General features: G+C 70.1%; 8 protein-coding genes. 3 read left to right on the forward strand and 5 right to left on the reverse strand.

Annotation, left to right across the window (positions count from 1 at the left end; all coding sequences use genetic code 11):
- Nucleotide 1 precedes the first annotated feature (1 nt).
- The 5 genes from galA to FFS23_RS15575 all read right to left on the reverse strand — a co-directional run bounded on the left by galA (nucleotide 2) and on the right by FFS23_RS15575 (nucleotide 6,652).
- Nucleotides 2-2,917 carry a beta-galactosidase GalA gene (gene galA, locus FFS23_RS15555; protein WP_137899315.1) on the reverse strand — a complete coding sequence of 972 codons (2,916 nt, stop codon included), beginning with the start codon at nucleotides 2,915-2,917 and terminating at the stop codon, nucleotides 2-4.
- The gene (gene nagA, locus FFS23_RS15560; RefSeq protein WP_137899316.1) at nucleotides 2,914-4,050 is read right to left on the reverse strand and encodes an N-acetylglucosamine-6-phosphate deacetylase; all 1,137 of its coding nucleotides are present in this window, start codon (nucleotides 4,048-4,050) and stop codon (nucleotides 2,914-2,916) included. The genes galA and nagA overlap by 4 nt, the downstream gene beginning before the upstream one ends.
- The gene (locus FFS23_RS15565) at nucleotides 4,047-5,066 is read right to left on the reverse strand and encodes an SIS domain-containing protein (RefSeq protein WP_137899323.1); all 1,020 of its coding nucleotides are present in this window, start codon (nucleotides 5,064-5,066) and stop codon (nucleotides 4,047-4,049) included. Before FFS23_RS15565 ends, nagA begins: the two co-directional genes overlap by 4 nt.
- A 40-nt stretch (nucleotides 5,067-5,106) precedes the next feature.
- Nucleotides 5,107-5,844 carry a GntR family transcriptional regulator gene (locus tag FFS23_RS15570; protein WP_038660807.1) on the reverse strand — a complete coding sequence of 246 codons (738 nt, stop codon included), beginning with the start codon at nucleotides 5,842-5,844 and terminating at the stop codon, nucleotides 5,107-5,109.
- A 76-nt stretch (nucleotides 5,845-5,920) separates the two neighbouring features.
- Entirely contained in the window at nucleotides 5,921-6,652 is a 732-nt protein-coding gene (locus FFS23_RS15575; RefSeq protein ID WP_249340708.1) for a copper homeostasis protein CutC, read from the reverse strand.
- Nucleotides 6,653-7,127: 475 nt separating this feature from the next.
- Between FFS23_RS15575 and FFS23_RS15580 the strand changes: the two genes are divergently transcribed.
- The 3 genes from FFS23_RS15580 to FFS23_RS15590 all read left to right on the forward strand — a co-directional run bounded on the left by FFS23_RS15580 (nucleotide 7,128) and on the right by FFS23_RS15590 (nucleotide 15,036).
- Nucleotides 7,128-9,917 (forward strand): TonB-dependent receptor, encoded by a 2,790-nt coding sequence (locus tag FFS23_RS15580; protein ID WP_137899318.1) that lies wholly within the window; start codon nucleotides 7,128-7,130, stop codon nucleotides 9,915-9,917.
- Nucleotides 9,918-10,123: 206 nt separating this feature from the next.
- Nucleotides 10,124-12,454, forward strand: a complete 2,331-nt coding sequence (locus FFS23_RS15585) for a beta-N-acetylhexosaminidase (protein WP_137899319.1) — start codon at nucleotides 10,124-10,126, stop codon at nucleotides 12,452-12,454.
- Nucleotides 12,451-15,036, forward strand: coding sequence for a beta-mannosidase (locus FFS23_RS15590; RefSeq protein WP_137899320.1), 2,586 nt, complete (start codon nucleotides 12,451-12,453; stop codon nucleotides 15,034-15,036). The genes FFS23_RS15585 and FFS23_RS15590 overlap by 4 nt, the downstream gene beginning before the upstream one ends.
- The last annotated feature ends 716 nt before the right edge of the window (nucleotides 15,037-15,752 follow it).

Raw genomic sequence — 15,752 nt, forward strand, 5'->3', positions numbered from 1 at the left:
GTCATTCGGCGCGGATGGTCACTCCGCCGACGAGTCCCGACGGCCTCTCCGCCTCCGGCTGGACGATCAGCACCACGGCGCGCGCACCGCTGCGCGGCGGCAGCTTCGCCTCGATCGGTGCGACCGCGGCGTCGGTCTTGGCGGCGAGCCGGCGCCCGTCGACCCACAGCTCCGCCCGCCCGGCGACGCCGGCGAAGGCGATCCGCCCGCCCCGCGCCGCCACCGCGCGCACCGGCGTGACGCGCGCGCGATAGACCTGCCAGCCACCCTGCGGCTCGGCCGGCGTCGGGGTGCCGCCGCGCACGAATGCCCAGCTGTTGTTGTCGTCGCTCGCCGGCGCCAGCCCCGGATCGGGCCGTGCGGCGAGTAGCGGCGAGCGTCGCCAGTCGGCGATCGCGCGCACCGCCGCCACCCGCGGCACCTGTGCCCGCGCCGGTACCGCGACGCGGTCGATCGTCAGGCGCGCCGGCTTCAGCCCTGGCGCGGTCGCGCGCAGCACGATCGTCCCGCGTGCCGCGGCATCCGCCTGCACCAGCACCTGCGCCAGCCCGTTGAACAGCGACCGCGCGCCGCTGGTCGGACCGTCGCCCTTTTCGGATTCGTGGCTGTTGGGATCGCCGTTGCCGACGCCGATGATCGTCGCTCCCGCAACGGTGAACCGCGTCGGCAGGTTGGCGGTCGGCACGTGGCGGCCGCGCGCGTCGATCGCATCGATCGTCACCGGTTGCACGTCCTCGCCGTCGCCCGCCATCGCGCGCCGCGCCGGCGTCAGCCGCAACGCGACCGGCGCGCCCGCGGTCTCGTGACCGGCGCGCGCCACCTCGCGTCCGCCGGACAGCGCGATCACCTCCAGCGTGCCCGACGCATAGGGGACGGTGAAGGCATTGCCCATCAACCGGTCGACCGCCGCCTCGCCGACGACGCGGCCGTTGAGTTTGAGCACGACCCGCTCGGCATTGGACAGGACGAGCACCGGCACCGGCTGCCCCTCGCGGCCCGGCCACGTCCAGTGCGGCGCGAGGCCGACGACGGGCGTGTCGTCGATCCAGCCGGCGCGATGGATGTCATACGCCGTCTTGCGGAACCCGCAGAGGTCGAGGATGCCGAAGAAGCTCGCGATCGTCGGCCAGACGTGCGGCGTCGGCTCGCCGTGATAGTCGAAGCCGGTCCACACGAAGCCGCCGGCGACGAACGGTCGCCTGGCGATCTCCGCCCAGCCCTTGCGATGCGTCTCGCCCCAGCCGGCGGCATCGTCGTCCATCGACGAGCGGATGTGCTTCTCCGGGATCGTCTCATAGGCGCCGCGCGTCTCGAACGCGCTGGTATCCTCCGAGCTGGTCATCGGCTTGGTCGGGTTGAGCGCGTGGAACCGGTCGTAATCGCCCGGATAATAATTGAAGCCGACGACGTCGACGACGGTCGAGACGTTCTCTGGATTGAAGAACGACCCGTTCATCGCCGCGGTCACCGGCCGGCTGTCGTCGAGCCGCTTCACCGCCGCCGCCATCCGCCGCACCATCTGCACGCCGGCCGCGGTGCCCTGCATCGGCTCCTCGTTGAACACCGACCACAGGATGACGCTCGGGTGGTTGCGGTCGCGCCGCACCAGCCATTCGAGCTGCGCCATATAATCGGGCGAGGGATTGAAGTTGCGGTTCTCGTCCATGACGAGGAAGCCCATCCGGTCGCACAGGTCGAGGAAAGCGACCGGCGGCGCATTGTGCGAACAGCGGATCGCGTTGCAGCCGAGCTCCTTCAGCCGTTCCAGCCGCCACGCGAGCAGCCCGTCGGGCAGCGCCACGCCGACACCGGCATGGTCGTGGTGGATGCACACGCCCTTCAGCTTGACGGACGCGTCGTTGACGAACAGCCCCTTGTCGGCATCGAAGCGGATCGTGCGGAAGCCGATCGGCACGCGCCGCCGGTCGACCGCGGCGCCGTCGCGCTCCAGCGTCACCGCGACGGTATAGAGCGTCGGCGCCTCGACCGACCAGAGGCGCGGCGCAGCGACCGGCACCACCGCCTGCGTCACCGCCTCGTCCAGCGGCGCGACCGTCACCGGCGGTACGTTGATGGTCGCGATGGTGCGGCCGTCGGGATCGATCAGGCTGGCGACCGCCCGCACCGTCACCGGTGCCGCCTCGGTCGAGCGTATCGTCACCGCGACCGGCACCGTCCAGCCGCCATCCGCGCCCCGCCGCGGGTCGCAATGCACCCCGTCGGTGACGATCGACACCGGCGCGCGCGTCGCCAGCCAGGCGTGGCGGTACAGACCGGCGCCTTCGTACCACCAGCCCTCCATCGCCTCGGCATCGACGCGGATCGCGACGACGTTGGTCTCGTCGCCGAACCGCGCGAACGGCGTGATGTCGATATAGACGCTGTTATAGCCCGACCAATTGTGCGCGACGACGCTGCCGTTGACCCAGATCGTCGCATTGGTCGCGATGCCGTCGAACTGCAGTTCGAGATAGCGGCCGCGGCTGGCGGGATCGAGCCGGAAGCTGCGCCGGTACCAGCCGATGCCGCGCGGGCGATAGCCCTGCGCGACGTTGGCGGTCTCGACGAACGGCTGGAACGACGCCCAATCGTGCGGCAGCGTCACCACCGGCCATTCGCTGTCGTCATAGTCCATCGCCGCCGCGCCGGTGGCGTTGCCCGCCTTGGCGCGTAGATAGGTCTCGTTGTGTGTCGCCGCCGGTGGCACGGCGATGTCGCCTTCGTGGAACAGCCAGCCCTGGTCGAAGCCGATCCGCGAGGGGTCGCCGACCGGCAGCGGCGGCAACAGGCCGTCGACCGGTGCGGGCATCGGCAACGCGCCGTAACGGCTGCCCGGCGCCGCCAGCGCGGCGCCCGGCAGGGACAGCGTCAGACCGGCACCGGCGGACCCGAGAAGCTGCCGCCGGTCGATCGTCATGCCCGTCGTCCTCCGATGGTCGTCGCGACCGGCGCCATCGCCGCGGTCAGCTGCACCCAGTCGGCGCGCAGGCCCGCGGCGAGCGTGCCCCGCTCCGCCGCCAGCCCCAGGAACGCCGCCGGATTTCCCGCCGCGAGCCGCGCCGCCACCGCCGGCGCCAGCCCGAGCATCCCCATCGCATTGGCCACCGCCGCCGCCATGTCGAGGTCCGACCCCGCCAGCGTGCCGTCCTCATAGGAGCAGATGCCGTCACGCACGCGGATCTGCCGGCCCTGCAACACGAAGTCCTTCTGCTCGGCGCCGACCGACGACATTGCGTCGGTGACCAGCATCATCCGCTCGATGCCGCGCGCGCGCAGCGCGATGCGCAGCACCGCCGGGGCGACATGCACGCCGTCGACGATCAGCCCGCACCACGGCCGCGGATCGTCGAGCGCGGCGCCGACCAGACCGGGGGTCCGTTGCACCATCGCCGGCATCGCGTTGAACAGATGGGTGATGCCGCTCAGCCCCGCGTCGAACGCCGCCAGCGCGCCGTCATAGCCGACCTCGGTATGGCCGGCGCTGACCAGCACCCCCGCCGCGGTCAGCGCGGCGATGTCGTCGATATGCGCCAGCTCGGGTGCCAGCGTCACCATCACCTTGCCGCGCCGCGGCCGGGTGAGCAATGCGATCATCCCGGCGTCGAGCAGGCGGAACCGGGTGGGATCGTGGATGCCCTTGCGCGCGACGTTGAGCCACGGCCCCTCGATGTGCACGCCGACCACGCCGGGCACGCCCGCCGCGATCGCCTCGTCCACCGCATCCAGCGCCAGCGCGATCCGGTCGGGCGTGTCGCTGATCAGCGTCGGCAGCAGCGCGGTGGTGCCGTAGCGCGCATGCGCCTCGGCGATCGCGCGGACACCTGCAACGTTCGTCTCGTCGTTGAACAGCACGCCGCCGCCGCCATTGACCTGCGTGTCGATGAAGCCGGGCATCAGCCAGCCGCCGTCGAGGTCGACCGCGTCGCCAGCCTCGCCGTCGAGCGGCCGGATCGCGGCGATCCGCTCGTCCGAGACGACGATCTCCGCGCCGCGCCACACCGCATCGGCCACGACGACGTGACCGTTGGTGAACCGATAGGCCTCGCTCATAACGTGCGCGTCACCTTGGCGAGATGCGGCGGCGTGTCGGGATCGAGCCCGCGCCGTCGCGACAGCGCCTCGGCGAGGCCGTAGAAGCTCGCCAGCATCAGGATCGGCTGCACCGCCGGATGCGCGTCGAGCGCCGGCAAATTGGCGCGCGCGTCGCCGGCATGCGCGGACAGCACCGTCGCGCCGCGTCCGGCGAACGTCTCCGCCACCGCCATCACGTCGTCGCCCGCCGCGTCGGAGGTCGCCAGCGCCAGCACCGGGAAGCCCTCGCCGACGATCGCCATCGGGCCGTGGCGCACTTCCGCCGCGCTGAACGGCTCGGCCTGCACCTGGCACGTTTCCTTGAGCTTCAGCGCGCATTCCTGCGCGACGCCGAAGCCATAGCCGCGGCCGATCACGAACATCTGCTTCGCCTCGGCGAGCGGCTCGACGCCCGCGCTCCAGTCGAGCGCCACGGCACGGTCGAGCTGCTCGGGCAGCGCCGCCACCGCCGCGGTGAGCGCGTCGTCGCCGGACCAGGCCGCAACCAGCGCCGCCAGCCCCGCCATCGCCGCGATGCACGACTTGGTTGCCGCCACCGACCGCTCCGGCCCGGCGCTCAGCGCGAGCAGCGTATCCGCCATCTCGGCGAGCGGCGACGCCTCGTCGTTGACCAGCGCGACCACCTCGGCGCCGGCCTTGGCGTGCGCCTCCACCGTCGCGAGCAAATCGGGGCTGCGGCCCGATTGCGAGATCGCGATGCACAGCGCCCGCCGCGTCGTCACCGGCGCGTCGAACAGCGACACCACCGACGGCGCCGCCGAGGCGACCGGCACGCCGATCAGCGTCTCGATCAGATATTTGCCGTACATCGCCGCATGGTCCGACGATCCGCGCGCGCAGGTCACCACCACGTCGGGCGGCGTCGCGCGCAGCCGCTCGCCGAGCGCGCGCAGCGCCTCGGCATTGCGCGCCACCAGCCGTGCGACGGTCGCTCCCGCCTCCAGCGTCTCGGCGCGCATCAGCGTGCCCGTCATCGTATCGGTCGTCACTTGGATCAGGGCCCCCGGGCGTGTGTCAGCTATCGGCGAGCTCGGCCACGAAATCGTAGCTGTCGCCGCGGTAATAGGATCGGGTGAATTCGACGGCACGGCCGTCGCGCAGGAAACCGCGCCGCTCGATCAGCAGCCCGGGCGAGCCCGGGTCGACGCCGAGCATCCGCGCATGATCGGTGCCGAACGGCACCGCACGCAGCCGTTGCAGCGCGCGCACCGGCCGATGCCCGGCATCGGTCAGCGCCGCATAGAGCGAGGCGTCGACCGCATCGAGCGACGGCAGGCAGAAGCCGGCGATCGTCGATACCTCCAGCGCCATCGGCACCTCGTCGGCGAAGCGCAGCCGCTGGAAGCGATAGACCGGCGCGCTCGGCGACAGCGCCAGCGCCATCGATTCCTCAGGGCTGACCGTGCCGACGCTGCGCGACACCCAGCTGCTGCTCGGCACCAGCCCGCGCGCGATCATGTCCTCGGTGAACGACGACAATTTGCTGAAATTCTTCTCGACGCGGCCCGCGACGAAGGTGCCCGCGCCGCGCCGGCGGGTGAGCAGCCCTTCCTCGACCAGCCCCTCGATCGCCTTGCGCACGGTGATCCGCGACACCCCATATTCCACCGCGAGATCGCGCTCGGCGGGAATGGCGTCGCCGCGCACGATCACCTCGCCGCCGATCGCGTCGCGGATGAGCTGTTGCAGCTGCAGATAGAGCGGTGAGGGATTGTCGGCACGAAACCGCCCCACCCGGCTCACGAAACTCATCCCTCACTCCCTGTCCTGCTGCTTGTGGCGTCAACGGGTGCCACGGCTCGCAGAGCGGCGCCAGTGGCGCCTTGCCCTACAATTGTCTTAGATTGGACTTGTCGTCAATCACCTGGCGCAGCTCTGCGACCAGCCGACGGCTCGTCACCCGCGGCAGCGGGCCGAAGTCGAGCCGCGCATCCTCCACCGCTGCTGGCGCGCTCGCCGAGCCGTGCACCGCCGACACCGCGGTCGCCGCGATCAGGCCGGCGACGTTGCCGGGCGCGACCCCCGCCCCCGCCATCACCACCAGCCGGCCGCCGGCACGCGACACCATCCGCGCGATCGTCGCCGCCCCCGCCGGCGCCGACACGGCCCCGCCCGAGGTCAGGATATGATCGAAACCGAGCGCCACCGCCTCCTCCACCGCCGCGACGGGATCGTCGACCACGTCGATCGCGCGATGCAGCGTCAGCCCCGCCGGCAGCTCCGGAAGCGCCCCGCGCCACGCCGCCAGCGCCTGCCGGTCGAGCCGCCCGTCGCGCGTCGCGCCGAACACCAGCCCCTGCACCCCCGCCGCGAGCAACGCCGCGGCCTCGCGCCCTGCCAGCGCCAGATCGGCCGCGTCATAGTCGAAGCCGCCGGGCCGCGGGCGGACCATCGCCCGCACCGGCACGCCCGCCGGCCGCGCCACGTCGAGCACCGCCGCGACCAGCCCCGCCGACGGCGTCAACCCGCCGAGCGCCAGCGCCGCGCACAATTCGATCCGGTCGCACCCGCCGGCGATCGCCGCCGCCGCGCCCTCCGCCGATTCGACGCATATTTCCAAAGCGATTCGCGGACGGGAGGCGGGACTGTCAGACGGCACCATGTTCATTCCTCTGACACTGCACGGGACCTATCGAGCGCCGGTGCAAAACGCGTTTTGACGCTGCACGCAACCCGTGATCGCCACCGAAGCTGCGACGAACCGAGTGTCGAGCCGGCTCCGCACCGACCCGCCAGTCCCGCTCGCCCGCCCACGACCACGTCTCGCAAACCATTGATCTGACGCTCGATCTTGTCACTTCGGAACCGCTCACCCAGGGCCACTCCGGCCCCATCGCGCACGGTTCGGCGCGTTTTGGAAACAAATTTGACATAATCTACTGCATAGATTGGTTTACATTGGTTATACCTTACCACGCACGACGCGAGACACGATGCCGAAATGGCACGCTCGCCACGCCTGTCGCCGGCATCTGCGGCAGCTTGGGATAGGGGGGCACGCGGCCGGGCGTGTTCCGCGAAGGGGACTGAACCTTATGCACCTCCGCCACGCGATTCTGGCGACCACCGCGCTCACCCTCTCCGCTGCGGCGGCGCAGGCGCAGACCACGCCGACCACGACCCCGCTGGGCAGCAGCGAGCAGGCGCAGCCCGCCGCCGCCGACGGCGGACAGAGCGGCGACGAGATCGTCGTCACTGGTTATCGCGGCAGCCTGCGCGAGGCGATCAACGTCAAGCGCAACGCCAATGCCGTCGTCGACGTCATCACCTCGGAAGACGTCGGCAAATTCCCCGACCGCAACGTCGCCGAATCGCTGTCGCACATTCCCGGCGTCAGCATCGACCGCCGCTTCGGCGAGGGCGAGAAGGTCGCGATCCTCGGCACCGATCCCGCGCTCAACCGCATGCTGCTCGACGGCCATGCGCTCGCCTCGGCGGACTGGGGCGGCAACGACAACGATCCGTCCAGCCGCACCTTCAACTATTCGCTGCTCGCGCCCGAACTTGTCGACCGGCTGGAAGTCTACAAGTCGCCCGAACCGCGTATCGAGGAAGGCAGCCTCGGCGGCACCGTCATCGTCCGCACCCGCCGTCCGCTCGACCTGCCCGCCAATTCGATCTTCGCCTCGGGCGGTTATTCGTACAACGACCGGTCGGACAAGGGCAATGTCCGCGCCTCGGGCCTGTACAGCTGGCGCAACGCCGACGAGACCTTCGGCGTCCTCGTCGCCGCCACCTACGACAAGCAGAACCTGACCCGCGCCGGCGTCGAATTCTTCGGCTATGACAATACGGCGCCCAACGCCGACGGCACCTACAACAGCCCGTTCGTCAACCGCGCCAGCGACGGCACGCTCAGCCTCAAGAGCCCCGGCGCGACGATCACCGGCGGCACCATCGCCGATCTCTACAAGGCGGCATCGCCCTTCGGCATCAACTACGCCTATTTCCAGCAGCAGCGGCAGCGCAAGAGCGTGTCGGGCACGATGCAGTTCCGCCCGACCAGCGAACTGACCTTCACGCTCAACGGCACGCATATCGACGGCAATTACAACAATTACAGCCAGTCGATGTACACGATCCCCGGCGCCTGGACCGGCGACGTGCTGCAGTCGGCGACGATCAGCAACGGCGTCGTCACCGCCGCGAGCTTCGGCGCGGCCCGGCAGCAGGCGTCGCAGCTCGACACGCTCGTCCGCCGCACCAGCCTGAAGACCGACAATCTCAACCTGTTCGCCGACTGGGAAGGCGACGGCGGCGCCAAGGTCAGCTTCGCGGGCGGCTGGTCCAAGGCGACTGGCGGCCGCAATCCCGAATATCTGTTCAACGTGCAGACCAGGCTGCCCTACAGCTATGCCTTCACCAGCGACAGCGCGACGGTGAATTACGTCGGCGATCCCACCAACCCGGCCAATTACTTCACCAACCCGAACAACAATCCGGCGCAGATCGAAGGCCGCCCGGTCACCACCGCCAGCGGCGCGCAGCTCGTCGCCGCCCAGATCGGCGGGCTCGATTATAGCGTCACCACCGATCGCGACATCTTCGGCGGGTATGACGCGACCATCCCGGTCGCCTTCGGGCCGTTCACCGAAATCCTGCTCGGCAGCCGCGTCACCGATCACGTCAACCGGATCAACGCGCGTGGCGTGAACACCTATCTGCAACAGTCGTTCAACGTCACCCAGCTCGGCGTCACCGCGCTGTCCACTCCGGACGGCACGTTCGACGGCAGCGGCGGCATGGGCAATGCCACCAAATATCTGAACCTGCCGCAGCAGGCGGTGATCGACATCCTCGCCAACGCAATCAACAGCCCGCTGGTCACCAAGGTCGCCGCCTCGACCAAGGTCCGCGAGACGGTGATGGCCTCCTATGCGCAGGCCAATTTCGATCAGGGCGGCGTGCGCGGCAATATCGGCGGTCGCCTCGTCTATACCCGCGACGTCTCCAATTACGCGACGACGTTGAGCAACACGGTCAACCCGACACCGGTGCCGACCCGTACCGCCACCGATTATCTGAAGTTCCTGCCCAGCCTCAACATCGCTTATTCGATCACGCCCAAGGTGATCGTCCGCGGTGCGGTCGCGCGGGTGATCGCCCGGCCGCGCTACGAGGATCTGGCGGCGGCGACCTCGCTCAACAACGTCACGCTCGACGGCGGCGGCGGCAATCCCAACCTCAAGCCGTACGAATCGACCAATTACGAGCTGACCGCCGAATATTATCCGCGCGCCGGCACGCTGCTCGCCGTCGAGCTGTTCCGTCGCGAGATCTCCAACTACATCTTCAACACGCGCACCAATGCGGTGTTCTTCAACTCGCTGACCAATGCGCTGGCGACCTATAACGTCAACCAGCCGATCAACGGCGGCAAGGCCAAGGTCAACGGGGCCCTCGCGTCTGCGCAGACCGACATCTGGGGCGGCTTCGGTTTGCAGGCGAACTATTCCTATCAGGAAAGCACCACCTCCAACACCGACGTCACCGGCACGACGCTCAACCTGCCCTATCTGTCGAAGCACACCGTCAACGTGATCCCCTATTTCGAGAAGGGGCCGTTCCAGGCGCGCGTCAGCTACAATTACCGGTCGAGCTATTTCCGCACGATCGGCCGCCTCGGCTCGCGCGAGATGGTCGCGCCGTACAGCCAGCTCGACGCCTCGGCGTCGCTCAACCTCACCAAGGGCATCGTGCTGAGCGTCAACGCGCAGAACCTGCTCGACGAGACCTATCGCCAGTATAACGCGACGCCCGATCGCCCGACCGCTTTCTACAAGAACGGTCGCACCTTCGCCGCGGCGCTGTCCTTCAGAATGTAACCTTCGGCTGATACCACCGGTCCGGACCTGGTCCGGCTCCCCGGCTCGTTTCCCCGCAGAGCGCCCCTCCCCTGGGGGTGTTCCGGCCCTCGGCCCCGGCATCGCGTTGCGATCGCCGGGGTCTTTTTTTGCGCGTCAGGCATGGACGCCGCGGCATCGGTCCTGCAAGATACCATCAAATACCAAAACAGGACCAAGGGGTTGTCATGAGGGAGCATGTCGGTTTCGCGACCATCGTCGGCGGCGTTCTGGCGCTGCTGTCGCCGGCCGCGGCGACCGCCCGGACCGCTCCTGCTCCCGCTCCCTTGCCGCTCGTGCCGATGCCGCAGACCGTGACCCGTGGCAGCGGCAGCTTCACCGTCGCCGATGGCGCCCGGCTCGCCGTCCCCGCCGGCGACGCGGGGGCTGAGGCCGCCGCCCGGCTGCTTGCGGCGCACGTCCGCGTCGAACGCGGCCTCACCCTCGCCCCGATCGCCGGCGACGCACCGATCCGCTTCGTCCGCGACGCGACGATCGCGGGCGACGAGGCCTATCGGCTCGACGTCGACGCCCGCGGCATCCGCATCGCCGCGTCCGGCGACCGCGGCCTCGTCCACGGCGCGATGACGCTGGCGCAATTGCTCAGCCCCGATCGCGCCTATGGCCGGTCGGTCGAGGTGCCTGCGCTCGCCATCACCGACGCGCCGCGCTTCGCGTGGCGCGGGCTGATGATCGACCCCGCGCGTCACTTCCAGCCGATCGGCTTCCTCCGCGGCATCGTCGACCAGATGGCGTCGGTGAAACTCAACACGCTCCATCTCCACCTCACCGACGACCAGGGCTGGCGGTTCGAGGTCAAGCGCTATCCCCGGCTTACCGAAATCGGCGCATGGCGTACCCCGCCGTCGGCGGGCGGCGCGCCCGGCCCGCGCGTCGGCGGCTTCTACACGCAGGACGAATTGCGCGGGCTCGTCGCCTACGCCGCCGAGCGCGGCATCGTCATCGTTCCCGAGATCGACCTGCCCGGCCACGCCCAGGCGCTGGTCGCCGCCTATCCCGAACACGGCGTGCTCGGCGATCGTCCCGCGGTCGGCCACGATTGGGGCGTAAACCCCTATCTGCTCAACCCGCGGCCCGAGACGGTGCGCTTCGTCGAGGACATCCTCGACGAATTGCTCGCCGTCTTCCCCGGCCCGTACATCCACCTCGGCGGCGACGAGGCGGTCAAGGACCAATGGGAACGCGCGCCGCAGGTGCAGGCGCAGATGGCGTCGCTCGGCCTCAAGACCGAGATGCAGATGCAGAGCTGGCTGATCGATCAGCTCGGCGCCTATCTCGCCAAGCACGACCGCCGCCTGATCGGCTGGGACGAGATCCTCGAGGGCGAATTGCCGCCGTCGGCCTCGGTGATGTCGTGGCGCGGCGACAAGGGCGCGGTCGAGGCGGCGTCGCGCGGCCACGACGTCGTGCTGTCGCCCGGCCCGACGCTCTACCTCGACAATTCGCAAAGCCGCCGCGACGACGAACCGCCCGGCCGGCTCGCCGTCCAGACGCTCGCCGACCTCTATCGCTACGATCCGATGCCGGCGGGCATCGCCCCCGACAAGGCGGGCCACGTCCTCGGCGCGCAGGGCAATGCCTTCAGCGAATATCTCATCACCGCGTCGCAGGTGCAGCATGCGATCTTCCCGCGCGCCGCCGCGCTCGCCGAGATCACCTGGTCCGCCAAGACCGCGCGCGACTTCCCCGGCTTCGTATCGCGCGTCCAGCCGCAGCTCGCACGCTGGCGCCGCTCGGGACTGGAGGTCGCCGACAGCGCCTTCGCGGTCGATTACACGATCCAGGGCCGCCGCGGCGATGCGCTGCGTGCCGGCCGGGTGACGGTGGCGCTGGCGACGCAGGCGCCGCTCGGCACGATCCGCTACACGCTCGACGGCAAGGACCCGACGCCGCGCTCGCGCGCCTATGCCGCGCCGCTGACGCTGGCCCCCGGCGCGACGATCCGCGCCGCCGCCTTCGATGCCAGCGGCACCGCGCTCGCCACCCCGCGCGCCTTCGCGACCGGCCGCGCCGCGCTGCTCGCCCGCGGCAACAGCGACCTGACCGCCTGCCCGACCGGGTCGCTCGCGCTGCGCGTGCCGCTGACCGCGGACGCCACCGCCGACGCGCCGGCATATGACATCGACCTGTTCGACACCTGCTCGGTCTACCCCGCCGCGCCGCTCGACGTGGCGAGCGGCATCACGCTCGACATCGCTCGCCTGCCGCGCCCGTTCGGCCTCGCGCACGATTTCACCCAACTCCGCGCGCACTATAACGTCACGCCTTATGGCGAGCTCGTCGTCACCGCCGGCTGCCCGGTCAAGGACGGCCCGCGCCCGCCGGTCGTCGCGACCTTCCCGCTGCCCGACCCGGCAACCGCGCCCAACCGCTTCCGCGTCACCGCACCCGTCGCCCGGCGCAGCGGCGATCCCGACCTCTGCCTGCAATTCACCTCGCCGCTCTCGGACCCGCTCTATGCGGTCGAGCGCGTGCAACTGACGGAGCCCAATTCGTGAAGCCCCTCCGCCCCGCCCTGCTCACGCTGGCGCTGCTCGCGCTGACCCCCGCTTATGCCGCCCCGCGCGAGGCGGTGCCGCTGGATCGCGACTGGCAGGTCCGCCTCGACCCCGCCGACACCGTCGCCGCCAAGGCGCACCCCAGGGAGACGCGCTGGCTGCCCGCCCGCGTCCCCGGCAGCGTCCAGCAGGACCTGATCGCCGCGAAACGCGTCCCCGATCCGTTCAAGGGCACCAACGAGGCGGCGATCCAATGGGTCGGCCTGTCCGACTGGCAGTTCCGCACCCGCCTGTCGGTCACCCCGGCGATGCTGGCGCGCGACCATCTCGACCTCGTCTTCGACGGCCTCGACACCTTCGCCACCGTCCGCGTCAACGGCACGGTGCTGCTCTCCGCCGACAACGCCCACCGCCGCTGGCGCGCCGACGCCAAGCCGCTGCTCAAGGCCGGCGCCAACGAGATCCTCGTCACCATCGCCTCGCCGATCAAGCAGCTCGCGCCGCTCGTCCTCGCCGAACAGCACCCGCTGCCCGGCGAATATGTCTCGGCGTTCAAGGACGATCCCGGCGACCGCCAGACCTCGCCCTATATCCGCAAGCCCAAATACCAATATGGCTGGGACTGGGGTCCGCGCATCGTCACCATCGGCCTGTGGCGCCCCGCCCGGCTCGAGGCATGGGACGAGGCGCGGCTCGATACGCTGCGCGTCGAGCAGGACGCGCTCAACGAAGCCGAGGCGCGGCTCACCGCCCGCGCGACGATCGTCGCCGACCGCGCCAGGACCGTGACGCTGCGCACCCTCCTCACCGCCCCCGACGGCACCACGCAGACGATCGACCGCCCGGTCGCGGTAGCGCCCGGCAGCAACGCCGTCGCCATCCCGCTCACCGTCGCCACGCCGCAGCGCTGGCAGCCGGTCGGCTATGGCGCGCAGCCGCTCTACACCGTCGCCACCAGCCTCGTCGTCGACGGTGTCGAATCCGACCGCAGCCAGCGCCGCATCGGCCTGCGCACCGTCGCGCTCGACCGCCGCAACGGCGCGTTCGGCTTCATCGTCAACGGCACGTCGATCTTCGCCAAGGGCGCCAACCTCATCCCGTTCGACAGCTTCCCCGCCCGCGTCGATCGCGCCGAGATGCAGTCGCTGCTCACCGGCGCGCGCGACGCGCACATGAACATGATCCGCATCTGGGGCGGCGGCTATTATCTCGACGACGCCTTCTACGAGATGGCGGACCGCATGGGCCTGATGATCTGGCAGGATTTCATGTTCGGCGGCTCGGTCACGCCCCCCGACGCGGCGTTCCGCGAGAACGTCCGCATCGAGGCCGACGAACAAGTCGCCCGCCTCGGCGACCATCCCTCGATCGTCATCTGGACCGGCAACAACGAAGTCCTGTCCGGCTGGGAGAATTGGGGCGACCGCAAGGCGTTCAAGACCGCGATCGGCCCCGACGAGCAGGAGCGGATCGGCACCGGCATGGCGGTGCTGTTCGACCGCGTGCTGCGCGACACGGTGACCCGCAACAGCCCCGGCACGCCCTATATGCCCGGTTCGCCGTCGAGCGATTACGAAGGCCCCAACGACACCGACGCCAACGGCGACCGCCATTTCTGGGACGTCTGGTCCGGCTCCAAGCCGGTCGAACAATATCTCGACCATTGCCCGCGCTTCATGTCCGAATATGGCTTCCAGTCGATGCCGACGATGGCGACGATCCGCGACTTCGCCGGGCCTGATGATCGAAAGGGGCGGCCGCTCTCCGCCGACAGCGCGGTGATGAAGGCGCACCAGAAATTCCTGTCCGGCGAAGGCAATGCGCGCCTCCAGCTCTATCTCGACCAACGGCTGCGCCCGGCGAAGGACTTCGCCGACTTCGTCTATCTGACGCAGGTCGATCAGGCGCAGGCGATCAGCCTCGCCGCATTACACCATCGCGCCTGCCGGCCGGTGACGATGGGCTCGCTGTTCTGGCAGCTCAACGACGTCTGGCCGTCGGTCAGCTGGGCGAGCATCGACCATCTCGGCCAGTGGAAGCTGCTGCAATATGAGGCGAAGCGCTTCTTCGCCCCGCAGGCGATCGTCGCCGAGCACAAGGATGGCGCGACCCGCGTCGTGCTGCTTTCCGACGCGACCGCGCCGCTGCCGGCCCGCTGGCGGCTCACCGTCCGCGACATGACCGGCGCGACGCTGTCGACCCGCGAAGAGGCGGCGACGCTCGCCCCGCTGTCCGCGGCGACGGTCGTGACGCTGCCCGACGCCGATCTGTTCGGCACCGCCGCGCCGGCGCAGAGCTACGCGGTCGCCGAACTGCTGGTCGACGGCCGCACCGTCAGCCGCACCCTCGTCGAGCGTCTCGTCCCCAGGGACATGGCCTATCCGGACCCCGGCCTGACGCTGCGCCGCTCGGGCGACACCGCGACGATCACCGCCACCAACCTCGCGCGCGCGGTGATGATCGACATGGGCGACACGCCCGGACAGGCATCCGACAACGGCTTCGACCTGCTCCCGGGCGAAAGCGTCACGGTGACGCTCACCGGCAAGCAGACCCCGACGCTCAGGACGCTGGCCCGCTGATGGCGGCGCGCGTCCGTCTCATCGCGTCCGTTGGATCGCGGTCACGCGAAACCGCGAAGCCGCGAAGAGATGCGCGCGCAGCAGCGCAAAGCCCCCGCGGCGCAGCCGCCCGCAAAATCCCCCCGGCAACAAGCGCCCCCGGCACAGAATCGCGGCCGGGCACCACCAAGCCCACCCCCTCCGCGCCTCCGCGCCTCCGCGCGAACATCCCCTTATCTTTCTCTTCCTCATCCTTCTTTCCCACTTCGCGTCTTCGCGCCTTCGCGCGACCCCCCTCCCGTGTTCCCGCGGAGGCGGGAACCCAGAGCCAAGCAGAGCAACGTCTGATGGCGTCCGGGACCCTGGGCTCCCGCCTTCGCGGGAGCACTGGCTTGGTTCCGCAAGGGTCTCGCGTCCGCAAGAGCGCACGTAGGTCGGAGCGGCGGCACACTATCGCCGGCGTCCCCCAACTGGACCCCGGCCTCCGCGCGAACCCCCTCTCGCTACTCATCTCTTCGCGCCTTCGCGTCTTCGCGCGATCCCCCTCAAGTGTTCCCGCGAAGGCGGGAACCCAGGGCCAGGCAGAGCAACGTCTGATGGCGTCCGGGACCCTGGGCTCCCGCCTTCGCGGGAGCACTGGCTTGGTTTCGCAAGGGTTTCGCGTCCGCAAATGCGCGCGTAGGTCGGAGCGGCGGCACACTATCGCCGGCGTCCCCCAACTGGACCCCAGCCCCCGC

The organism is Sphingomonas sp. 2SG, assembly GCF_005503285.1.
Taxonomy (GTDB): domain Bacteria; phylum Pseudomonadota; class Alphaproteobacteria; order Sphingomonadales; family Sphingomonadaceae; genus Sphingomonas; species Sphingomonas taxi.